This window comes from Pseudomonas sp. AL10, assembly GCF_029960685.1.
GTDB classification, from domain to species: domain Bacteria; phylum Pseudomonadota; class Gammaproteobacteria; order Pseudomonadales; family Pseudomonadaceae; genus Aquipseudomonas; species Aquipseudomonas lactis.
The window spans coordinates 1-16,218 of record NZ_JASBQZ010000045.1 but is presented as its reverse complement, the minus strand read 5'-3'; the positions used below and the strand labels follow the sequence as shown (position 1 = coordinate 16,218).

18 protein-coding genes are annotated in these 16,218 nt (G+C 60.2%); 17 read left to right on the top strand and 1 reads right to left on the bottom strand.

Annotated elements, in window-relative coordinates; genetic code table 11:
• The first annotated feature begins 499 nt into the window (after positions 1-499).
• From rluC to QK296_RS25370, 3 genes are read left to right on the top strand one after another with little or no spacing between them, the layout of a single operon-like run.
• Complete coding sequence (rluC, locus tag QK296_RS25380) at positions 500-1,459, top strand: 23S rRNA pseudouridine(955/2504/2580) synthase RluC (protein WP_003189264.1); 960 nt, start codon at positions 500-502, stop codon at positions 1,457-1,459.
• Positions 1,446-2,108, top strand: a complete 663-nt coding sequence (locus QK296_RS25375) for an HAD-IA family hydrolase (RefSeq protein ID WP_003189266.1) — start codon at positions 1,446-1,448, stop codon at positions 2,106-2,108. Before rluC ends, QK296_RS25375 begins: the two co-directional genes overlap by 14 nt.
• Before the next feature lie 21 nt (positions 2,109-2,129).
• A complete protein-coding gene (locus tag QK296_RS25370) occupies positions 2,130-3,113 on the top strand; it encodes a S49 family peptidase (protein ID WP_003189267.1) in 984 nt (327 codons plus the stop codon).
• A 133-nt stretch (positions 3,114-3,246) separates the two neighbouring features.
• Here QK296_RS25370 and QK296_RS25365 read toward each other — a convergent pair whose 3' ends face one another.
• Positions 3,247-3,825, bottom strand: coding sequence for a nucleoside triphosphate pyrophosphatase (locus QK296_RS25365; RefSeq protein ID WP_003189269.1), 579 nt, complete (start codon positions 3,823-3,825; stop codon positions 3,247-3,249).
• Positions 3,826-3,930: 105 nt separating this feature from the next.
• On the opposite strand from QK296_RS25365, the gene QK296_RS25360 reads away from it, so the two are divergent.
• The 14 genes from QK296_RS25360 to QK296_RS25295 all read left to right on the top strand — a co-directional run bounded on the left by QK296_RS25360 (position 3,931) and on the right by QK296_RS25295 (position 15,942).
• Complete coding sequence (locus tag QK296_RS25360; RefSeq protein ID WP_003175611.1) at positions 3,931-4,461, top strand: YceD family protein; 531 nt, start codon at positions 3,931-3,933, stop codon at positions 4,459-4,461.
• Between the two features lie 13 nt (positions 4,462-4,474).
• On the top strand, positions 4,475-4,657 hold the full coding sequence (rpmF, locus tag QK296_RS25355) for a 50S ribosomal protein L32 (RefSeq protein ID WP_003179396.1): 183 nt from the start codon (positions 4,475-4,477) through the stop codon (positions 4,655-4,657).
• A gap of 4 nt (positions 4,658-4,661) precedes the next feature.
• Entirely contained in the window at positions 4,662-5,672 is a 1,011-nt protein-coding gene (gene plsX / locus QK296_RS25350) for a phosphate acyltransferase PlsX (RefSeq protein ID WP_003189271.1), read from the top strand.
• A 126-nt stretch (positions 5,673-5,798) separates the two neighbouring features.
• Positions 5,799-6,737, top strand: a complete 939-nt coding sequence (fabD, locus tag QK296_RS25345) for an ACP S-malonyltransferase (protein WP_192002004.1) — start codon at positions 5,799-5,801, stop codon at positions 6,735-6,737.
• Positions 6,738-6,761: 24 nt separating this feature from the next.
• On the top strand, positions 6,762-7,505 hold the full coding sequence (gene fabG / locus QK296_RS25340) for a 3-oxoacyl-ACP reductase FabG (protein ID WP_120247614.1): 744 nt from the start codon (positions 6,762-6,764) through the stop codon (positions 7,503-7,505).
• Positions 7,506-7,696: 191 nt separating this feature from the next.
• Entirely contained in the window at positions 7,697-7,933 is a 237-nt protein-coding gene (acpP, locus tag QK296_RS25335; RefSeq protein WP_003175607.1) for an acyl carrier protein, read from the top strand.
• A 110-nt stretch (positions 7,934-8,043) separates the two neighbouring features.
• Positions 8,044-9,288: a beta-ketoacyl-ACP synthase II gene (fabF, locus tag QK296_RS25330; protein WP_003189277.1), complete on the top strand. Its 1,245-nt coding sequence runs from the start codon at positions 8,044-8,046 to the stop codon at positions 9,286-9,288.
• Positions 9,288-10,103: an aminodeoxychorismate lyase gene (gene pabC, locus QK296_RS25325; RefSeq protein WP_034134970.1), complete on the top strand. Its 816-nt coding sequence runs from the start codon at positions 9,288-9,290 to the stop codon at positions 10,101-10,103. Before fabF ends, pabC begins: the two co-directional genes overlap by 1 nt.
• A gap of 1 nt (position 10,104) precedes the next feature.
• The gene (gene mltG / locus QK296_RS25320; protein WP_003189280.1) at positions 10,105-11,241 is read left to right on the top strand and encodes an endolytic transglycosylase MltG; all 1,137 of its coding nucleotides are present in this window, start codon (positions 10,105-10,107) and stop codon (positions 11,239-11,241) included.
• Positions 11,242-11,260: 19 nt separating this feature from the next.
• The gene (gene tmk / locus QK296_RS25315) at positions 11,261-11,893 is read left to right on the top strand and encodes a dTMP kinase (protein WP_282391702.1); all 633 of its coding nucleotides are present in this window, start codon (positions 11,261-11,263) and stop codon (positions 11,891-11,893) included.
• A complete protein-coding gene (locus QK296_RS25310) occupies positions 11,886-12,875 on the top strand; it encodes a DNA polymerase III subunit delta' (RefSeq protein ID WP_032893125.1) in 990 nt (329 codons plus the stop codon). The genes tmk and QK296_RS25310 overlap by 8 nt, the downstream gene beginning before the upstream one ends.
• 62 nt (positions 12,876-12,937) lie before the next feature.
• Positions 12,938-13,723, top strand: coding sequence for a TatD family hydrolase (locus tag QK296_RS25305; RefSeq protein ID WP_003189285.1), 786 nt, complete (start codon positions 12,938-12,940; stop codon positions 13,721-13,723).
• Between the two features lie 445 nt (positions 13,724-14,168).
• A complete protein-coding gene (locus QK296_RS25300; protein ID WP_003189287.1) occupies positions 14,169-14,834 on the top strand; it encodes a TetR/AcrR family transcriptional regulator in 666 nt (221 codons plus the stop codon).
• A 139-nt stretch (positions 14,835-14,973) separates the two neighbouring features.
• A complete protein-coding gene (locus QK296_RS25295) occupies positions 14,974-15,942 on the top strand; it encodes a radical SAM protein (RefSeq protein WP_003189288.1) in 969 nt (322 codons plus the stop codon).
• Positions 15,943-16,218: the final 276 nt, after the last annotated feature.

Genomic DNA, 16,218 nt, shown 5'->3' with positions numbered 1-16,218 from the left:
CACAGTCCGACGGTTGTGCATCTCCACCCTACACGTATCCCTGATAATTCGGGTGCTGCCGCGCGCAGAATCCGCAGCGGGTTGGCATTTACCGTGTACTCCAATGGGGAGTCCACGCTCATGGCTAAACAAGACTAGGTGTGGGCGGTTGCGCTCTCACTCAGCTCTTAACAGGCGTTGTTTCCGAAGCATTCGCCATGGTCTGGCTCAAAACTGACTGCACTTTGTGAACTGGCCGTAAATATCGGCGCAAAAGGCGAGTATTCACTCTGCTTTCTGCACTCGCTTCAGGCCTCATGTCACCTGCGCTTGTTACAATCTTGAGCCTTCCTGGGTGGCGAAAGCCCCGTAGGACGGCCTCGCGTCCTGATGAATTGCGATGGTCAGGGCCGGCAGTTTGCCGCATGTCCTCTGTCCAGGCCGCTTTTGGCGGCGTTCGCGACTATAGCAGTAATGATTAAGTGCTTCAATTCCATAAAAAATTGTTATCATCGCCGCCATGACGACTACCGCCCCCCCGACCCCCAGCGTCCAGCTGCTTGAGGTCTCGCCGGAATATGCCGGCCAACGCATCGACAATTTTCTCCTGGCCAGGCTCAAAGGCGTGCCCAAGACCTTGATTTACCGCATCTTGCGTAAAGGCGAAGTGCGCGTGAACAAGGGGCGCATCAAGCCTGAATACAAGCTGCAGGCGGGCGATATCGTCCGTGTGCCGCCCGTGCGCGTGCCTGAGCGCGACGAGCCGGTGCCGCTGGCCCAGGGCCTGTTGCAGCGCCTGGAAGCGTCGATTGTGTTCGAAGACAACAAGCTGATCGTGATCAACAAGCCCTGTGGCATTGCGGTTCACGGTGGCAGTGGCTTGAACTTCGGCGTGATCGAAGCCTTTCGTCAGTTGCGCCCCGATTGCAAGGAGCTGGAGTTGGTTCATCGCCTGGACCGCGACACGTCTGGCCTGCTGATGATCGCCAAGAAGCGCAGCATGTTGCGCCATCTGCACACCGCCCTGCGTGGCGATGGCGTGGACAAACGCTACATGGCGCTGGTGCGCGGCAACTGGGCCAGCTCGATCAAGAGCGTGCGTGCGCCGTTGCAAAAGAGCAACCTGCGCTCCGGCGAGCGCATGGTCGAAGTGGATGAGGAGGGCAAAGAAGCCCTGACCCTGTTCAAGGTGCTGCGCCGCTTCGGGGACTTTGCCACCATGGTCGAGGCCAAGCCGGTGACCGGGCGCACCCACCAGATTCGGGTGCACACCCTGCATGCAGGTCACTGCATCGCCGGTGACACCAAGTACGGCGACGAGGATTTCTCCAAGGAAATTCGCGATCTGGGCGGTAAGCGGCTTTTCCTGCACGCCTACATGCTCACCGTGCCGCTGCCCGATGGCGGCGAGCTGAAACTGCAGGCGCCGGTCGATGAAATGTGGGCCAAGACCGTGGAGCGTTTGAGTGTCGCACCTTGACTACAAGCTGCTGATCTTCGATTGGGACGGGACGCTGGCCAATTCCATTGGCCGCATCGTCGAGTCCATGCACATGGCCTCGACCCGCTCGGGCTATGAGTTGTGCACGGACCTGGCAGTCAAGGGCATTATCGGCCTGGGCTTGCCTGAAGCCATTCGCACCCTGTACCCCGACATCAGCGACGCCGAGCTGGTAGCGTTTCGCGAGCACTACGCCGACCACTACATCGCGCTGGAAGCTACGCCTTCGCCGCTGTTTGAAGGCGTGGTGCAATCGCTGGAAGCGTTTCGTGCCCTGGGGTATCACCTGGCGGTCGCCACCGGCAAGGCTCGTCGCGGCCTGGACCGTGTGCTCAAGGCCCACGGCTGGGAAGATTACTTTGATATCACCCGCGCTGCGGATGAAACCGCCAGCAAGCCCCACCCGTTGATGCTGGAGCAGATCCTTGCGCACTGTGGCGTAAAGCCGCGTGAGGCATTGATGGTGGGCGATGCGTCTTTCGACCTGATGATGGCGCGCAATGCGGGCATGGACAGCGTCGCCGTCAGCTACGGCGCCCAGTCTGCCGAGGCATTGCAGCAATACGAACCGAAACTGACGATTGATCATTTTTCCGAACTGCAGGCCTGGCTCAGCCGGGCCCGATAAGTCTTTGCTGGGGTTGATGGCATGAGTGACGAGTGGAAAGCGCCTGAAAAGGCCGAGAGCAGTGATGATAAAAGCTGGAAGCTGCTGGAAAAGACCCTCCTGGCCAGCGTCCAGGAACAGCGGCGTTCGCGGCGCTGGGGGATTTTCTTCAAGCTGCTGACCTTTGTGTACCTGCTTGGGATGCTGGCGCTGTTCAGCCCGCTGATGGACATGGAAAAGAGCGCCACCCGCGGCAGTCATTACACCGCCTTGATCGAGGTGCGCGGCGTGATTGCCGACAAGGAGCCCGCCAGTGCCGACAATATCGTCACCAGCCTGCGCGCGGCCTTTGAGGACCCCAAGGTCAAAGGCGTGGTCCTGCGTATCAACAGCCCAGGCGGCAGCCCGGTGCAGTCGGGCTATGTGTATGACGAGATTCGTCGTCTGCGCGCCTTGCATCCGGATACCAAGCTCTATGCCGTGATCTCCGACCTGGGTGCCTCGGGCGCCTATTACATTGCCAGTGCCGCAGACCAGATCTATGCCGACAAGGCCAGCCTGGTGGGTTCTATTGGTGTGACCGCGGCCGGTTACGGTTTTGTCGGTGCTATGGAGAAGCTGGGGATAGAGCGTCGCACCTACACCTCGGGTGAGCACAAGTCGTTCCTCGATCCTTTCCAGCCGCAGAAGGCGGATGAAACCGCGTTCTGGCAGGGCGTTCTCGACACTACTCATCGTCAGTTCATCGCCAGCGTCAAGCAGGGCCGTGGGGATCGTCTGAAGGATAAAGACCATCCAGAGCTGTTCTCCGGCCTGGTCTGGTCGGGTGAACAGGCGTTGCCGCTGGGCCTGATCGATGGCCTGGGCAGTGCCAGTTCGGTGGCGCGGGATGTGGTGGGTGAGAAGGAGTTGGTGGATTTTACGGTTGAGGAATCGCCGTTTGATCGCTTCTCCAAGAAGCTCGGTGCCAGTGTGGCGGAGAAGCTAGCTCTGTATATGGGCTTCCAGGGGCCGTCCCTGCGCTGAAACCTGAAGGCTGACATAGCTCAAAATGTGGGAGCGGGCTTGCTCGCGAAGGCGCTGGATCAGTCGCACTTGTATTGGCTGACACTCCGCTTTCGCGAGCAAGCCCGCTCCCACATTTGGTTTTGCAGTGTTCTTAAGGGATTTTCACGCCTTCGGTCAGCAGCATGTCCACCAGCCGAATCAGTGGCAGTCCTATAAGGCTGGTCGCATCCGGCCCGTCCGTGCTCTGGAATAAGCTCACACCCAGTCCCTCTGCCTTGAAGCTGCCCGCACAGTCATAAGGCTGCTCGATCCGCAGGTAGCGCTCAATACGTTCTGCATCCAGTTCGCGCATGTGTACTGTGAACGGCACGCAGTCCACCTGGCAGTGCCCAGTCTCGCTGTTGAGCAGTGCCAGGCCAGTAAGGAAGCTCACGCGCTTGCCGCTGGCGGCCAGCAGTTGCTCGCGGGCGTTTTCGAAGGTGTGGGGCTTGCCGATGATTCGGCCTTGCAGTGCAGCGACCTGATCCGAGCCAATGATTAAATGGCCCGGATGGCTGGCGGCGAGGGCACGGGCTTTTTGCTCGGCCAGGCGCTTGACCAGTTCGATGGCGGACTCATCCGGGCGGTGGCTTTCGTCGATATCCGGCGAGCTGCAGGTGAATGGCAGGTGCAGGCGGCTCAGTAATTCCCGGCGATAGACCGAGCTGGACGCGAGTAATAAAGGCAGCATATACGTCTCCTCAAGGCAGTCGCCGATTCTAGCGACGTGACCGGCTGACGCACAGGGCTGAATTTCCTTTGACATGGCCGGGTGCATCCCTATAATGCTGCGCCTATGTTGAATGACCCGATTCCACCTCACGTTGACCCGCGCAAATTGGCTGATCGTGGCACCACCCTTCAAGGTGAAGTGCTGCTGGCCGATTTGGAGAGACTCTGCGACCCGCTTTCCGACACTGTCGGTACGGTGCAGGCGAAATTCGTTTTTGAACGAGATGAACGTAAATCTGTGGTAATCCACAGCGTTATCGACACCGAAGTCAAAATGGTTTGCCAGCGTTGTCTTGAGCTGGTCACCCTGCCGATCCACAGCGAATGCAGTTATGCTGTGGTGAAAGAGGGTGCGAATACCCAGTCGTTGCCGAAAGGTTATGACGTGCTGGAACTGGGCGAAGATCCATTGGATCTGCATGCACTGATCGAGGAGGAGCTTTTGCTCGCCTTGCCCATTGTGCCTGCTCATCATCCGGAAGAATGCCAGCAGCCGGAGGGTCTCGATGACGAGGCCGAGCCGAGCGAGGACGAGGTAACGCGGTCCAACCCGTTCAGTGTATTGGCGCAGTTAAAGCGTGACCCAAACGTTTAGGAGTTAATCAATTATGGCTGTTCAGCAGAACAAAAAATCCCGCTCCGCCCGTGACATGCGCCGTTCGCACGACGCTCTCGAGGCTAGCACCCTGTCTGTGGAAAAGACCACTGGTGAAGTTCACCTGCGTCACCACGTATCGCCAGAAGGCGTATACCGTGGCCGTAAAGTGATCGACAAGGGCGCTGACGAGTAATCACTTGTCTGCTCAAGTCATCGCGATTGACGCAATGGGCGGGGACTTCGGTCCCCGCAGCATTGTTCAGGCCTGCATTGCCAGCCTGTCTGCCACGCCCTCGCTGCACCTGACCCTCGTCGGTCAACCCTCCCTACTTGAAGAACTGATTGCCAGCCATCCGGCGGTGGATCGCGCGCGCCTGACGATTACGCCAGCCAGCGAAACCATTGGCATGGATGAAAAGCCGGCGGTTGCCCTGCGTGGCAAACCCGATTCTTCAATGCGGGTGGCCCTTGAGTTGTTGCGTGATGGCAAGGTGCAAGCCTGTGTCAGTGCCGGCAACACGGGCGCGTTGATGGCCTTGTCGCGGCATGTGCTCAAAACCTTGCCGGGTATTGATCGGCCGGCCATGGTGGCGGCGATCCCGACGCAGAAGGGCTATTGCCAACTGCTGGACCTGGGCGCCAATGTCGATTGCAGCGCCGAGCACCTGTTGCAGTTCGCCATAATGGGTTCGGTGGCCGCCGAGGCGCTCGGCGTAGCCCGACCCAGGGTGGCCCTGCTGAATATCGGTACCGAGGACATCAAGGGCAACCAGCAGGTCAAGCTTGCCGCCACCTTGTTGCAAGGCGCGCGGGGTTTGAACTACATCGGCTTTGTCGAGGGTGATGGTTTGTACCGCGGCGAAGCTGACGTGGTGGTGTGCGACGGCTTTGTCGGTAATATCCTGCTCAAGTCCAGCGAAGGCCTGGCAACTATGATTGCCACGCGTATTGAAGCTTTGTTCAAGCGCAACCTGGCGTCACGTATGGTGGGTGCCCTCGCGCTGCCCCTGATGCGACGCCTGCAGGCCGACTTGGCGCCGGCACGGCACAACGGTGCAAGCTTTCTTGGCTTGCAGGGTATTGTGGTGAAAAGCCACGGTTCGGCCGGTGTGCTGGGCTTTCAAAGTGCAATTGCGCGGGCCCTGATCGAGATTCAAGAGAACCTGCCGCAACGCTTGCACGGCCGTCTTGAGGATCTGTTGCCTTAGGCGAATTGGCCCGGGAGTGCTTAAATGTGACCGGCCAGTTCAATTGACCATCCAATCTGTCAGTTTCGTTCGCTCCCACCGTAGGCGCGAGCATTTTTGACGACCAGATCATTAGGGGCTTGTTACATGTCTACATCCCTCGCATTCGTCTTTCCAGGGCAGGGTTCGCAGTCCCTCGGCATGTTGGCCGAGCTGGGCGCGCAATTTCCGCTGATCCTGGACATCTTCAAGGAAGCTTCCGACGCCCTGGGTTACGACCTGTGGGCACTGACCCAGCAAGGGCCGGAAGCGCTGCTCAACCAAACCGATAAAACCCAGCCGGCCATCCTGACCGCCTCGATCGCCCTGTGGCGCTTGTGGCTGGCAGAAGGCGGCGCCCGCCCTGCATTCGTCGCGGGTCACAGCCTGGGCGAGTACAGCGCCCTGGTGGCTGCGGGCAGCCTGACCTTGGCTGAAGCGGTCAAGCTGGTCGAGCGTCGTGGTCAACTGATGCAAGAAGCCGTTCCGGCCGGGCAGGGCGGCATGGCCGCTATTCTGGGCCTGGACGACGCGGTGGTGATCGAGGCCTGCGCCGAAGCGGCGCAAGGCGAAGTGGTCAGCGCGGTGAACTTCAACTCCCCAGGTCAGGTGGTGATCGCCGGCGCCAAGGCAGCTGTCGAGCGTGCCATCGAAGGTTGCAAGGCCCGTGGCGCCAAGCGAGCGTTGCCATTGCCGGTGAGCGTACCGTCCCACTGCGAACTGATGCGCCCGGCTGCCGAGCGTTTTGCCGAGTCTATCGCGGCCATCAACTGGCAGGCGCCGCAGATCCCGCTGGTGCAGAACGTCAGCGCGGCCGTGGCCGGCGACCTCGACACCCTCAAGCGCGACCTGCTGGAGCAACTGTACAAGCCGGTGCGCTGGGTTGAATCGGTCCAGACCCTGGCCGCCAACGGTGCCACCGAACTGGTCGAGTGCGGCCCGGGCAAAGTCCTGGCCGGCTTGAACAAGCGCTGCGCCGACGGTGTGTCGACCGCCAACCTCAATACCCCTGAAGCCTTCGCTGCCGCTCGCGCGGCACTGGCCTGAATCCCGTACTTAGGAGAAGCCTGCATGAGTCTGCAAGGTAAAGTTGCACTGGTTACCGGCGCAAGCCGTGGCATTGGCCAGGCCATCGCCCTGGAGCTGGGCCGTCAGGGCGCCGTTGTGATCGGCACCGCCACCTCCGCCTCGGGCGCCGAACGTATCGCCGCGACCTTGAAGGAAAACGGCGTGCAAGGCACCGGTCTTGAACTGAATGTGACCAACGATGAGTCCGTGGCTGCCGTACTGGCCCAGATCACTGCTCAGTTCGGTGCGCCGGCTATCCTGGTGAATAACGCCGGGATCACCCGTGACAACCTGATGATGCGCATGAAAGACGACGAGTGGTACGACGTGGTCGATACCAACCTGAACAGTCTGTTTCGCCTGTCCAAGGGCGTTTTGCGCGGCATGACCAAGGCGCGTTGGGGTCGAATTATCAATATTGGCTCCGTAGTGGGTGCCATGGGCAACGCAGGCCAAGTAAACTATGCCTCTGCCAAGGCCGGCCTGGAAGGTTTCAGCCGCGCACTGGCGCGTGAAGTCGGCTCGCGGTCGATTACGGTCAACTCGGTGGCCCCTGGGTTCATCGACACCGATATGACCCGCGAACTGCCGGAAGCACAGCGCGAAGCCTTGCTGACGCAGATTCCGCTGGGCCGTCTGGGCCAGGCCCAAGAGATCGCGAATGTGGTCACTTTCCTGGCATCTGACGGTGCGGCATACGTGACTGGGGCTACAATCCCGGTTAACGGCGGGATGTACATGAGTTAAATTGTGACGGATCGCTTCAAAAAAATGTCATACGAGCTGTCTAAAATCCGTTATAAAGCTGCAACTTAATTTATAGGCAGGTGGCCGACCGGGTACAGGGTGAAGCTTTCAGTTGAAAAGCTGAAATGGCTTTCTATACACTTACCCACTGGCCAGCTGCCTGAATTTGTCCATTAGGAGTTAAACAAGGTATGAGCACCATCGAAGAGCGCGTCAAGAAAATCGTCGCCGAGCAACTGGGCGTTAAGGAAGAAGAAGTGGTCAACACTGCTTCCTTCGTAGAAGACCTGGGTGCCGATTCCCTTGACACCGTTGAGCTGGTGATGGCTCTGGAAGAGGAATTCGAGACCGAAATCCCGGACGAAGAAGCTGAAAAAATCACTACTGTTCAAGCTGCCATCGACTACGTTACTAGCCACCAGGCGTAATAGTTTGTAGTCGTCGCTTGCTGTCAGGGAAAAACCGCACTGCTGTAACGGCGTGCGGTTTTTTCTTTAGCGGCGATGAAAAGTGTCGTCATTAGAAAAAGGAGAGTGCTGTGTCGCGTAGACGCGTCGTAGTCACCGGTATGGGTATGTTGTCGCCACTGGGTACGGATGTGCCGAGCAGTTGGGAGGGCATTCTGGCTGGCCGCAGTGGTATTGGTCTGATCGAACACACGGACCTTTCTGCCTATTCCACCCGTTTTGGCGGCTCGGTAAAGGGCTTCAATGTCGAGGAATATCTCTCGATCAAAGAGTCCCGCAAGCTCGACCTGTTCATTCAGTACGGCCTGGCTGCCGGTTTTCAGGCGGTGCGTAACGCTGGCCTGGAAGTCACCGACGCCAACCGTGACCGCATCGGCGTGGCCATGGGTTCGGGTATTGGCGGTCTGACCAATATCGAAGAAACCAGCCGTACGCTGCATGAGACTGGCCCACGTCGAATTTCACCGTTCTTCGTACCGGGCTCGATCATCAATATGATTTCCGGCTTCCTGTCCATCCACCTGGGGGCACAGGGACCTAACTACGCAATCGCCACGGCGTGCACCACCGGCACCCACTGCATTGGCATGGCGGCACGCAACATCGCGTACGACGAAGCTGACGTGATGATCGCCGGTGGCGCCGAAATGGCCGCGTGCGGCCTGGGCATGGGCGGCTTCGGCGCGTCCCGTGCGCTGTCGACCCGCAATGACGAGCCGACCCGTGCCAGCCGTCCGTGGGACAAAGGCCGTGACGGCTTCGTGCTGTCCGACGGTGCCGGTGCGCTGGTGCTTGAAGAGTTGGAGCACGCCAAGGCGCGTGGCGCCACCATCTACGCCGAACTGATCGGTTTTGGCATGAGCGGTGACGCCTACCACATGACCTCACCGCCGTCCGACGGAGCGGGTGCTGCGCGTTGCATCACCAATGCCCTGCGCGATGCGAAGGTCAATCCCGACCAGGTGCAGTACATCAACGCCCATGGCACTTCGACCCCGACTGGCGACCTGGCGGAAGCCGAGGCCATCAAGTCGGTGTTCGGTGAGCATGCCTACAAGCTGGCAGTCAGCTCCACCAAGTCCATGACCGGCCACCTGTTGGGTGCGGCGGGCGCGGTCGAGGCGATCTTCAGTGTGATGGCAATCAGGGATCAGGTCGCTCCGCCGACCATCAACCTTGACGAGCCTGACGAAGGCTGCGACCTGAACTTCGTGCCCCACGAAGCGCAACCCATGCCGATCGACGTGGCGATTTCCAACTCGTTCGGTTTCGGTGGCACCAACGGTTCCCTGGTGTTTCGCCGGTTCGCCGAATGATGCACAGCTGGGTCGACGGTCAGCCAGCGGACAACGTGCCCCTGAAAGATCGCGGCCTGGCGTATGGCGATGGGGTCTTCGAGACCATCGCCGTCAAGGCCGGGCAGCCGTTGCTGCTCGACCGTCACCTGCAACGCCTGGAAGAGGGTTGCAGGCGTTTGGCATTGGTGGTGGATCACGGGTTGATTCGCCACGAAGTGCTGACCTTCGCCACTGCCCTTGGCGACGGGATTCTCAAATTGATCCTTACCCGTGGCGACAGCTTGCGCGGTTATGGCATCAACCCTGGCGCGCCGGTGCGCCGCATCTTGCAGGGCAGTGCGCCCGCTGTTTACCCACCCACTCATGAAGTCGAAGGCGTGCGCCTGTTTGCGTGTGCCACGCGTTTGGCGCAGCAGCCGCTGCTGGCCGGTATCAAGCACCTCAATCGTTTGGAGCAGGTGATCGCGCGTGCCGAATGGCAAGATACCGAACATGCCGAAGGCCTGATGCTGGACATGTCTGGTCGGGTGATCGAAGGCATATTCAGCAACCTTTTCCTAGTGCGCAACGGCTTGTTACTAACCGCTGATCTGAGCCGTTGTGGCGTTGCCGGCGTAATGCGCGCCGAAGTGCTGGCCCAGGCACAAGCGCTGGGCGTCCCGGTGGCCGTGGCCGACATCAGTATTGAGCAATTGCAACAGGCCGATGAAGTCTTCGTCTGCAACAGCGTATATGGCATTTGGCCGGTGCGTGGCTGCGCTGCGATGAGCTGGCCGGTTGGGCCGCTCACCCGTAAACTGCAGGGCATTGTTCGCGCGTTATTGGATATTTGAGTTGATACGAAAACTGGTGTTACTGCTGCAGATCAGCCTGGTCTCGGCGGCGTTGCTCGTGGGCTTTTCGGCCTGGAAACTCGACTCTGCCCTCAAGCAGCCCCTGAAGCTGCCTCAGGAGCAGTTACTCGACGTACCCGCTGGCGCTACGCCGACGGGCACCTTCAATCGTCTGGAAGCCGACGGCGTGCTCGACGATGCCTTTTGGCTGCGCCTGTACTGGCGCTTCAACCTCGAAGGCCAGCCGCTGCACAGCGGTGAGTACCGCATGAGTCCGGGCCTTACCGCTGAGGGTTTGATCGGCCTGTGGCAGCGCGGCGAAGTGGTGCAGTACAGCCTGACCTTGGTGGAGGGCTGGAATTTCCGTCAGGTGCGCACCGCCCTGGCCAAGCATGAAAAGATCGTGCAGACCCTGGCGGGCCTGACGGACAGCGAAGTGATGGATAAGCTCGGCCACCCAGGTGTGTTTCCTGAGGGGCGGTTCTTCCCCGACACCTACCGTTTTGTTCGCGGCATGACCGATGTCGAATTCCTGAAAAAAGCCTACAACCGCCTGGACGATGTACTCGCCCAGGAGTGGAGCAAGCGGGCTGCCGACGCGCCCTACACCGACCCTTACCAAGCGCTGATCATGGCGTCGCTGGTGGAAAAGGAGACCGGTGTGCCCCAGGAGCGCGGGCAGATTGCCGGTGTGTTTGTGCGTCGCCTGAAGATCGGTATGCTGCTGCAGACCGACCCCACCGTGATCTACGGCCTGGGTGAGCGCTACAACGGTAAATTGACCCGGGCCCACCTCAAGGAAGCCAACCCCTACAACACCTACATGGTCGCCGGCCTACCGCCTACGCCCATCGCGATGGTCGGCCGCGAGGCGATCCATGCCGCGTTGAACCCGGTGCCGGGCAGCAGCCTGTATTTCGTCGCCCGTGGCGATGGCAGCCATATTTTCTCGGATAACCTGGATGCGCATAATGCCGCCGTGCGTGAGTTCCAGCTCAAGCGCCGTGCCGATTACCGTTCCAGCCCGGCCCCGGTGGTGAAACCGCTGGAAGATTCGGCACCTTCCAGCGATGCACCCACCCCCGACGCACCGATCGAGCCCGCGCCGGACACTACCGCGCCGCAAAGCCCGCAATGACTCTGACTAAGGACTGCCTGTGACTGGCTTGTTTATTACCCTGGAAGGCCCGGAAGGCGCCGGCAAAAGCACTAACCGTGACTACCTGGCCGAGCGCCTGCGTGCGCAGGGCATCGAGGTGGTGCTGACCCGTGAGCCGGGCGGTACGCCTTTGGCTGAGCGCATCCGTGAAGTCCTGCTGGCCCCGGGTGACGAGCCGATGAACGCGGACACCGAGTTGCTCCTGGTGTTTGCCGCCCGGGCCCAGCACTTGGCCGAAGTGATTCGCCCAGCCCTGACGCGGGGTGCCGTGGTGATCTGCGATCGTTTCACGGATTCCACCTACGCCTACCAGGGCGGGGGGCGGGGCTTGTCCATGGAGCGCATCGCCACCCTGGAAACCTTCGTGCAAGGCGATCTGCGCCCCGACCTGACCCTGTTGTTCGACCTGCCGGTGGAAGTGGGCATGGCCCGCGCCAGTGCGCGGGGCCGCCTGGACCGTTTCGAGTTGGAAGGCCTGGCCTTTTTTGATGCGGTGCGCAGTGCTTTTCTGCAGCGCGCCCAGGCTGAGCCCGCACGTTATTACCTGTTGGACGCCGCCCAGCCGCTGAGCCAGGTGCAACAGGCGATCGACGCGCTGTTGCCCACCCTGTTGGAGCGTAACCGTGGCTGAGTCCTACCCGTGGCAGGACGGACTCTGGCAGCAACTGGCAGGGCGCGCCCAGCACGCCCACGCCTATCTGCTGCATGGGCCGGTGGGCATCGGTAAACGCCACCTCGCCGAACGCCTGATGGGCAGCCTGTTGTGCCAACGCCCAGTCAACCTGGAGGCGTGTGGCGAGTGCAAGTCCTGCCTGTTGCTCAAGGCCGGCAGTCACCCGGACAACTATGTGCTGGAACCCGAGGAAGCGGATAAGGCCATCAAGGTCGACCAGGTGCGCGACCTGGTCAGCTTCGTGGTGCAGACCGCGCAGATGGGCGGGCGCAAAGTGGTACTGATCGAGCCGGTCGAGGCGATGAATATCAACGCGGCTAACGCCTTGCTCAAAAGTCTTGAAGAGCCGTCCGGCGATACCGTGCTGTTGCTGGTGAGCCACCAGTCCAGCCGCTTGTTGCCGACCATTCGCAGCCGTTGCGTGCAGCAGGCTTGCCCGTTGCCCAGCGAAGCCATGAGCCTGCAATGGCTGGCGCAGGCCTTGCCGGAATGCAGCGCGGAAGAACGCGGCGAATTGCTGACCCTGGCGGCCGGTTCGCCTTTGGCGGCAGTGAAGCTGCAGGCCCAGGGCGTGCGCGAACAGCGTGCACTGGTCGTGGATGGCGTGAAGAAACTACTCAAGCAGGAACTGTCCGCCACGCAACTGGCCGAAAGCGCCTGGAAGGACATTCCGCTGTTGCTGCTGTTCGACTGGTTCTGCGACTGGTCCAGCCTGATCCTGCGCTATCAGCTTACCCAGGATGAGAGCGGCCTGGGCCTGGCGGATATGCGCAAGGTCGTGCAATACCTGGCGCAAAAAAGTGCCCAGGACAAAGTGCTCAACATCCAGGACTGGATCCTCGCCCAGCGTCAGAAAGTCCTCGGCAAGGCCAACCTCAACCGCGTGCTGTTGCTCGAGGCATTGCTGGTGCAGTGGGTAGGCCTGCTCGGGCGCCGTTAAATTCCGTGGCCGACGGGTGTATCGTTGGCCCTACCTCTTTTGTGACTTAAGCCCTGATTCCTATGCTCGTAGATTCCCATTGCCACCTTGATCGCCTCGACCTTGCCCAGCACGGCGGCTCCCTCGACGCCGCCCTTGAAGCTGCTCGCCAGCGTGGGGTAGGGCACTTCCTGTGCATTGGCGTCAGCGCCGACAACGCCGCCGACGTCAAAGCCCTGGCTGATCGCTACGCCGACGTCGATTGCTCGGTGGGCATTCACCCGCTTGACCTCAAGCCTGGCGAAGCCCCGGCGCTCGATTGGTTACTGGGTGAACTCAACCACCCGCGGGTCGTGGCTATTGGCGAAACCGGCCTGGACTACCACTACGAGCCTGAAGCTGCCGAGTTGCAACAGGCCTCGTTCCGCCTGCACCTGCAAGCCGCCCAGCAGACGCGCAAGCCGGTGATTGTCCATACCCGAGGCGCCCGTGCCGATACCCTGGCCTTGCTGCGTGAAGCCGCGTTGCCGCAGGCTGGCGTGCTTCATTGCTTTACCGAAGACTGGGACATGGCCAAGGCGGCCCTGGACCTGGGGTTCTATATTTCCCTGTCGGGCATCGTCACCTTCCGCAATGCCGACGCGCTGCGCGATGTGGCCCGCCAGGTGCCTGCCGACCGCCTGTTGGTGGAAACCGACTCGCCGTACCTGGCACCCATCCCCCATCGCGGCAAGCCGAACCTGCCCGAATATGTACGTGACGTGGCTGATTACCTGGCGATGCTGCGCGGTGAGCCTTACGAGCGTTTTGCCGAGCAGACCACTGAAAACTTCAAGCGCCTGTTCCCGCTGGCTCACGTAGCAGGTTAAAGCGGCCGAATCGCAGGCAAAAAAAACCCGGGTTCTGGGGGGTGAATCCGGGCTAAGACCATTAGGAGTAAAACAAGGGCACGCAGTCCGTCGGTACCCAGGTCGACGCGTCACTTGGGGGAGATGTCGCGCCGACAGTTGAAGTATTGACCACTATCTCATTCAGTCCAGTCGTGATTGATCGTTTTTTAAACAGATTTGGAATACGCCGCCTTCGCTTGAGTTCTCATTGCGCTGATGGGCGGGTTCAGATGTTGCGTATTATTTCTGACTGATAACCACGAAATCGTTGGCGCATTGAAAGTTATGTGCCTGGCGGGTTCACATAGACATTGCCCAACGACCGTTCAGTCGGGATAATCCCTCGCATCGGGTAAATCGTATCGCCACGTATCCATGGCGCTGCGCAACCCTCCCTATTTCCGACCTTTGCAGACTCTTCCTCATGCACAAAGAACCCCGTAAGGTCCGTGAGTTTCGCCGCCGTGAGCAGGAAATTCTCGACACTGCGCTCAAGCTGTTCCTCGAACAAGGTGAAGACAGCGTCACCGTCGAGATGATTGCGGATGCCGTGGGTATCGGCAAAGGCACGATCTACAAACACTTCAAGTCCAAGGCCGAAATCTACCTGCGCCTGATGCTCGACTACGAGCGCGATTTGAACGAGTTGCTGCACTCGGCCGATGTCGACAAAGACAAGGAAGCCCTGTCCCGCGCTTACTTCGAGTTCCGCATGCGTGACCCGCAGCGCTATCGCCTGTTCGACCGCCTGGAAGAGAAGGTGGTCAAAGGTCACCAAGTGCCGGAGATGGTCGAGGAACTGCACAAGATCCGCGCCTCGAACTTCGAACGACTGACCCTGCTGATCAAGGGCCGTATCAGCGAAGGCAAGCTTGAAGACGTGCCTCCGTATTTCCACTACTGCGCCGCCTGGGCCCTGGTGCATGGCGCTGTGGCGCTGTACCACTCGCCATTCTGGAGCAATGTGCTGGAAGACCAGGAAGGTTTCTTCCAATTCCTGATGGACATCGGCGTGCGCATGGGCAACAAGCGCAAGCACAGCCCGGAACTGCCGGGCGCCGAGAAGAGCGGCGAAACCCCTGCCACGTAAGTTATTCGCCACAGTGATGGCGCAATGATTTGCTGCCAGGCGCAGTAACCCAGGAATATACTCAGGCAAGGACCTTGCTAAAAGCTGAGTTATGAGTCAGCTTTTAGCGCGCCCGAATTATCCTCTGCCGGAGTGATCCATGATCGTTGATCGTCAAGGCAGGCGTTTTCGCAATTTGCGGATCAGCCTGACTTCAGCCTGCAACTATGCGTGTACCTATTGCGTGCCCGACGGCAAGCGGCTGGTGGCTGCCCAGGATGAACTGTCGGCCCAAGCCATGGCCCGGGGCGTGGCTTACCTGATCGAAGCGGCGGGTATCGAGCGCTTGCGCATTACTGGCGGTGAGCCGCTGGTCAGCCCCAAGCTGGAAGCCTTCATGGGCGCGGTAGGGCAGATGGGCCTGAGCGACATCAGCCTGACCACCAACGGCCAACTGCTGGCGCGCAAACTGCCGTTGCTGGTGGCTGCCGGCATTCGGCGCATCAATGTCTCCCTCGACACTCTGGATGCCGACGCTTTCCGCAGCATCGCCCGTGGCGGCGACCTGGCCACGGTGCTCGATGGCATGGATCAGGCCAGTGCTGCCGGGATCAAGATCAAGGTCAACATGGTGCCTTTGCGCGGCCAGAACCTGGACCAGGTGATGCCGCTGCTCGATTACTGCCTGCAGCGTGGTTACGAGCTGCGCTTTATCGAACTGATGCGCATGGGCCACCTGGCTAAAGACTCCAACGCATTCCTGCAACAGTTCGTCAGCTTGCAACAGCTGCTCAGCTTGATCGGCGAGCAACATGAATATCTGCAAGCCAACGCGCCCGTCGATGCGACAGCGGTACGTTATGAAGTGCCGGGCAAGGGCTTCTTCGGCGTGATCGCCAACGAGAGCGTACCCTTCTGCCGCACCTGTTCGCGGTTGCGATTGTCCTCCACCGGTTGGCTGCATGGGTGCCTGTCGTCCAGCAATCGCCATTATGTCGGTGACTTGCTCGATCAACCTCGTCACCAGGCGTTGCCGGCGTTGCAGGGCTTGTTGATGAAAGCCTTGGCTGACAAGCAGGAAGTGGCGTTTTCCGGCGGTGCCACGATCATGAAGATCATCGGCGGCTGATCCCGTTTTAATTCAGTTGCACATCAGTGGTAGGAGCTGGCTTGCCAGCGATGCTTATAGATCCTTCACAGCTTTCTAGGTTGTAGCCACCGACGGTCACCACGATGCGATGCGAGCCGCTCTTGATCTTGCTTTTGATCTCAGGCGCCCCGTTAAACCACGCTGGCCGGAATTCGACAGGGACTTGGGGGGGGAACCGGCAGGGATGCCTGTTTAGCCGTCCCGCGCCATGGATGGCGCGTGGCGGCGGCCCCCCAAATCACTGGCGGATTACGG

Bases quoted from the DNA above. Each gene is read 5' to 3' on its own strand.
- QK296_RS25370 (WP_003189267.1), top strand. From the start codon at position 2,130: ATGAGTGACGAGTGGAAAGCGCCTGAAAAGGCCGAGAGCAGTGATGAT.
- fabG (WP_120247614.1), top strand. From the start codon at position 6,762: ATGAGTCTGCAAGGTAAAGTTGCACTGGTTACCGGCGCAAGCCGTGGC.
- rluC (WP_003189264.1), top strand. From the start codon at position 500: ATGACGACTACCGCCCCCCCGACCCCCAGCGTCCAGCTGCTTGAGGTC.
- rpmF (WP_003179396.1), top strand. From the start codon at position 4,475: ATGGCTGTTCAGCAGAACAAAAAATCCCGCTCCGCCCGTGACATGCGC.
- QK296_RS25360 (WP_003175611.1), top strand. From the start codon at position 3,931: ATGTTGAATGACCCGATTCCACCTCACGTTGACCCGCGCAAATTGGCT.
- pabC (WP_034134970.1), top strand. From the start codon at position 9,288: ATGCACAGCTGGGTCGACGGTCAGCCAGCGGACAACGTGCCCCTGAAA.
- fabD (WP_192002004.1), top strand. From the start codon at position 5,799: ATGTCTACATCCCTCGCATTCGTCTTTCCAGGGCAGGGTTCGCAGTCC.
- QK296_RS25300 (WP_003189287.1), top strand. From the start codon at position 14,169: ATGCACAAAGAACCCCGTAAGGTCCGTGAGTTTCGCCGCCGTGAGCAG.
- QK296_RS25305 (WP_003189285.1), top strand. From the start codon at position 12,938: ATGCTCGTAGATTCCCATTGCCACCTTGATCGCCTCGACCTTGCCCAG.
- acpP (WP_003175607.1), top strand. From the start codon at position 7,697: ATGAGCACCATCGAAGAGCGCGTCAAGAAAATCGTCGCCGAGCAACTG.
- QK296_RS25365 (WP_003189269.1), bottom strand. From the start codon at position 3,825: ATGCTGCCTTTATTACTCGCGTCCAGCTCGGTCTATCGCCGGGAATTA.
- QK296_RS25295 (WP_003189288.1), top strand. From the start codon at position 14,974: ATGATCGTTGATCGTCAAGGCAGGCGTTTTCGCAATTTGCGGATCAGC.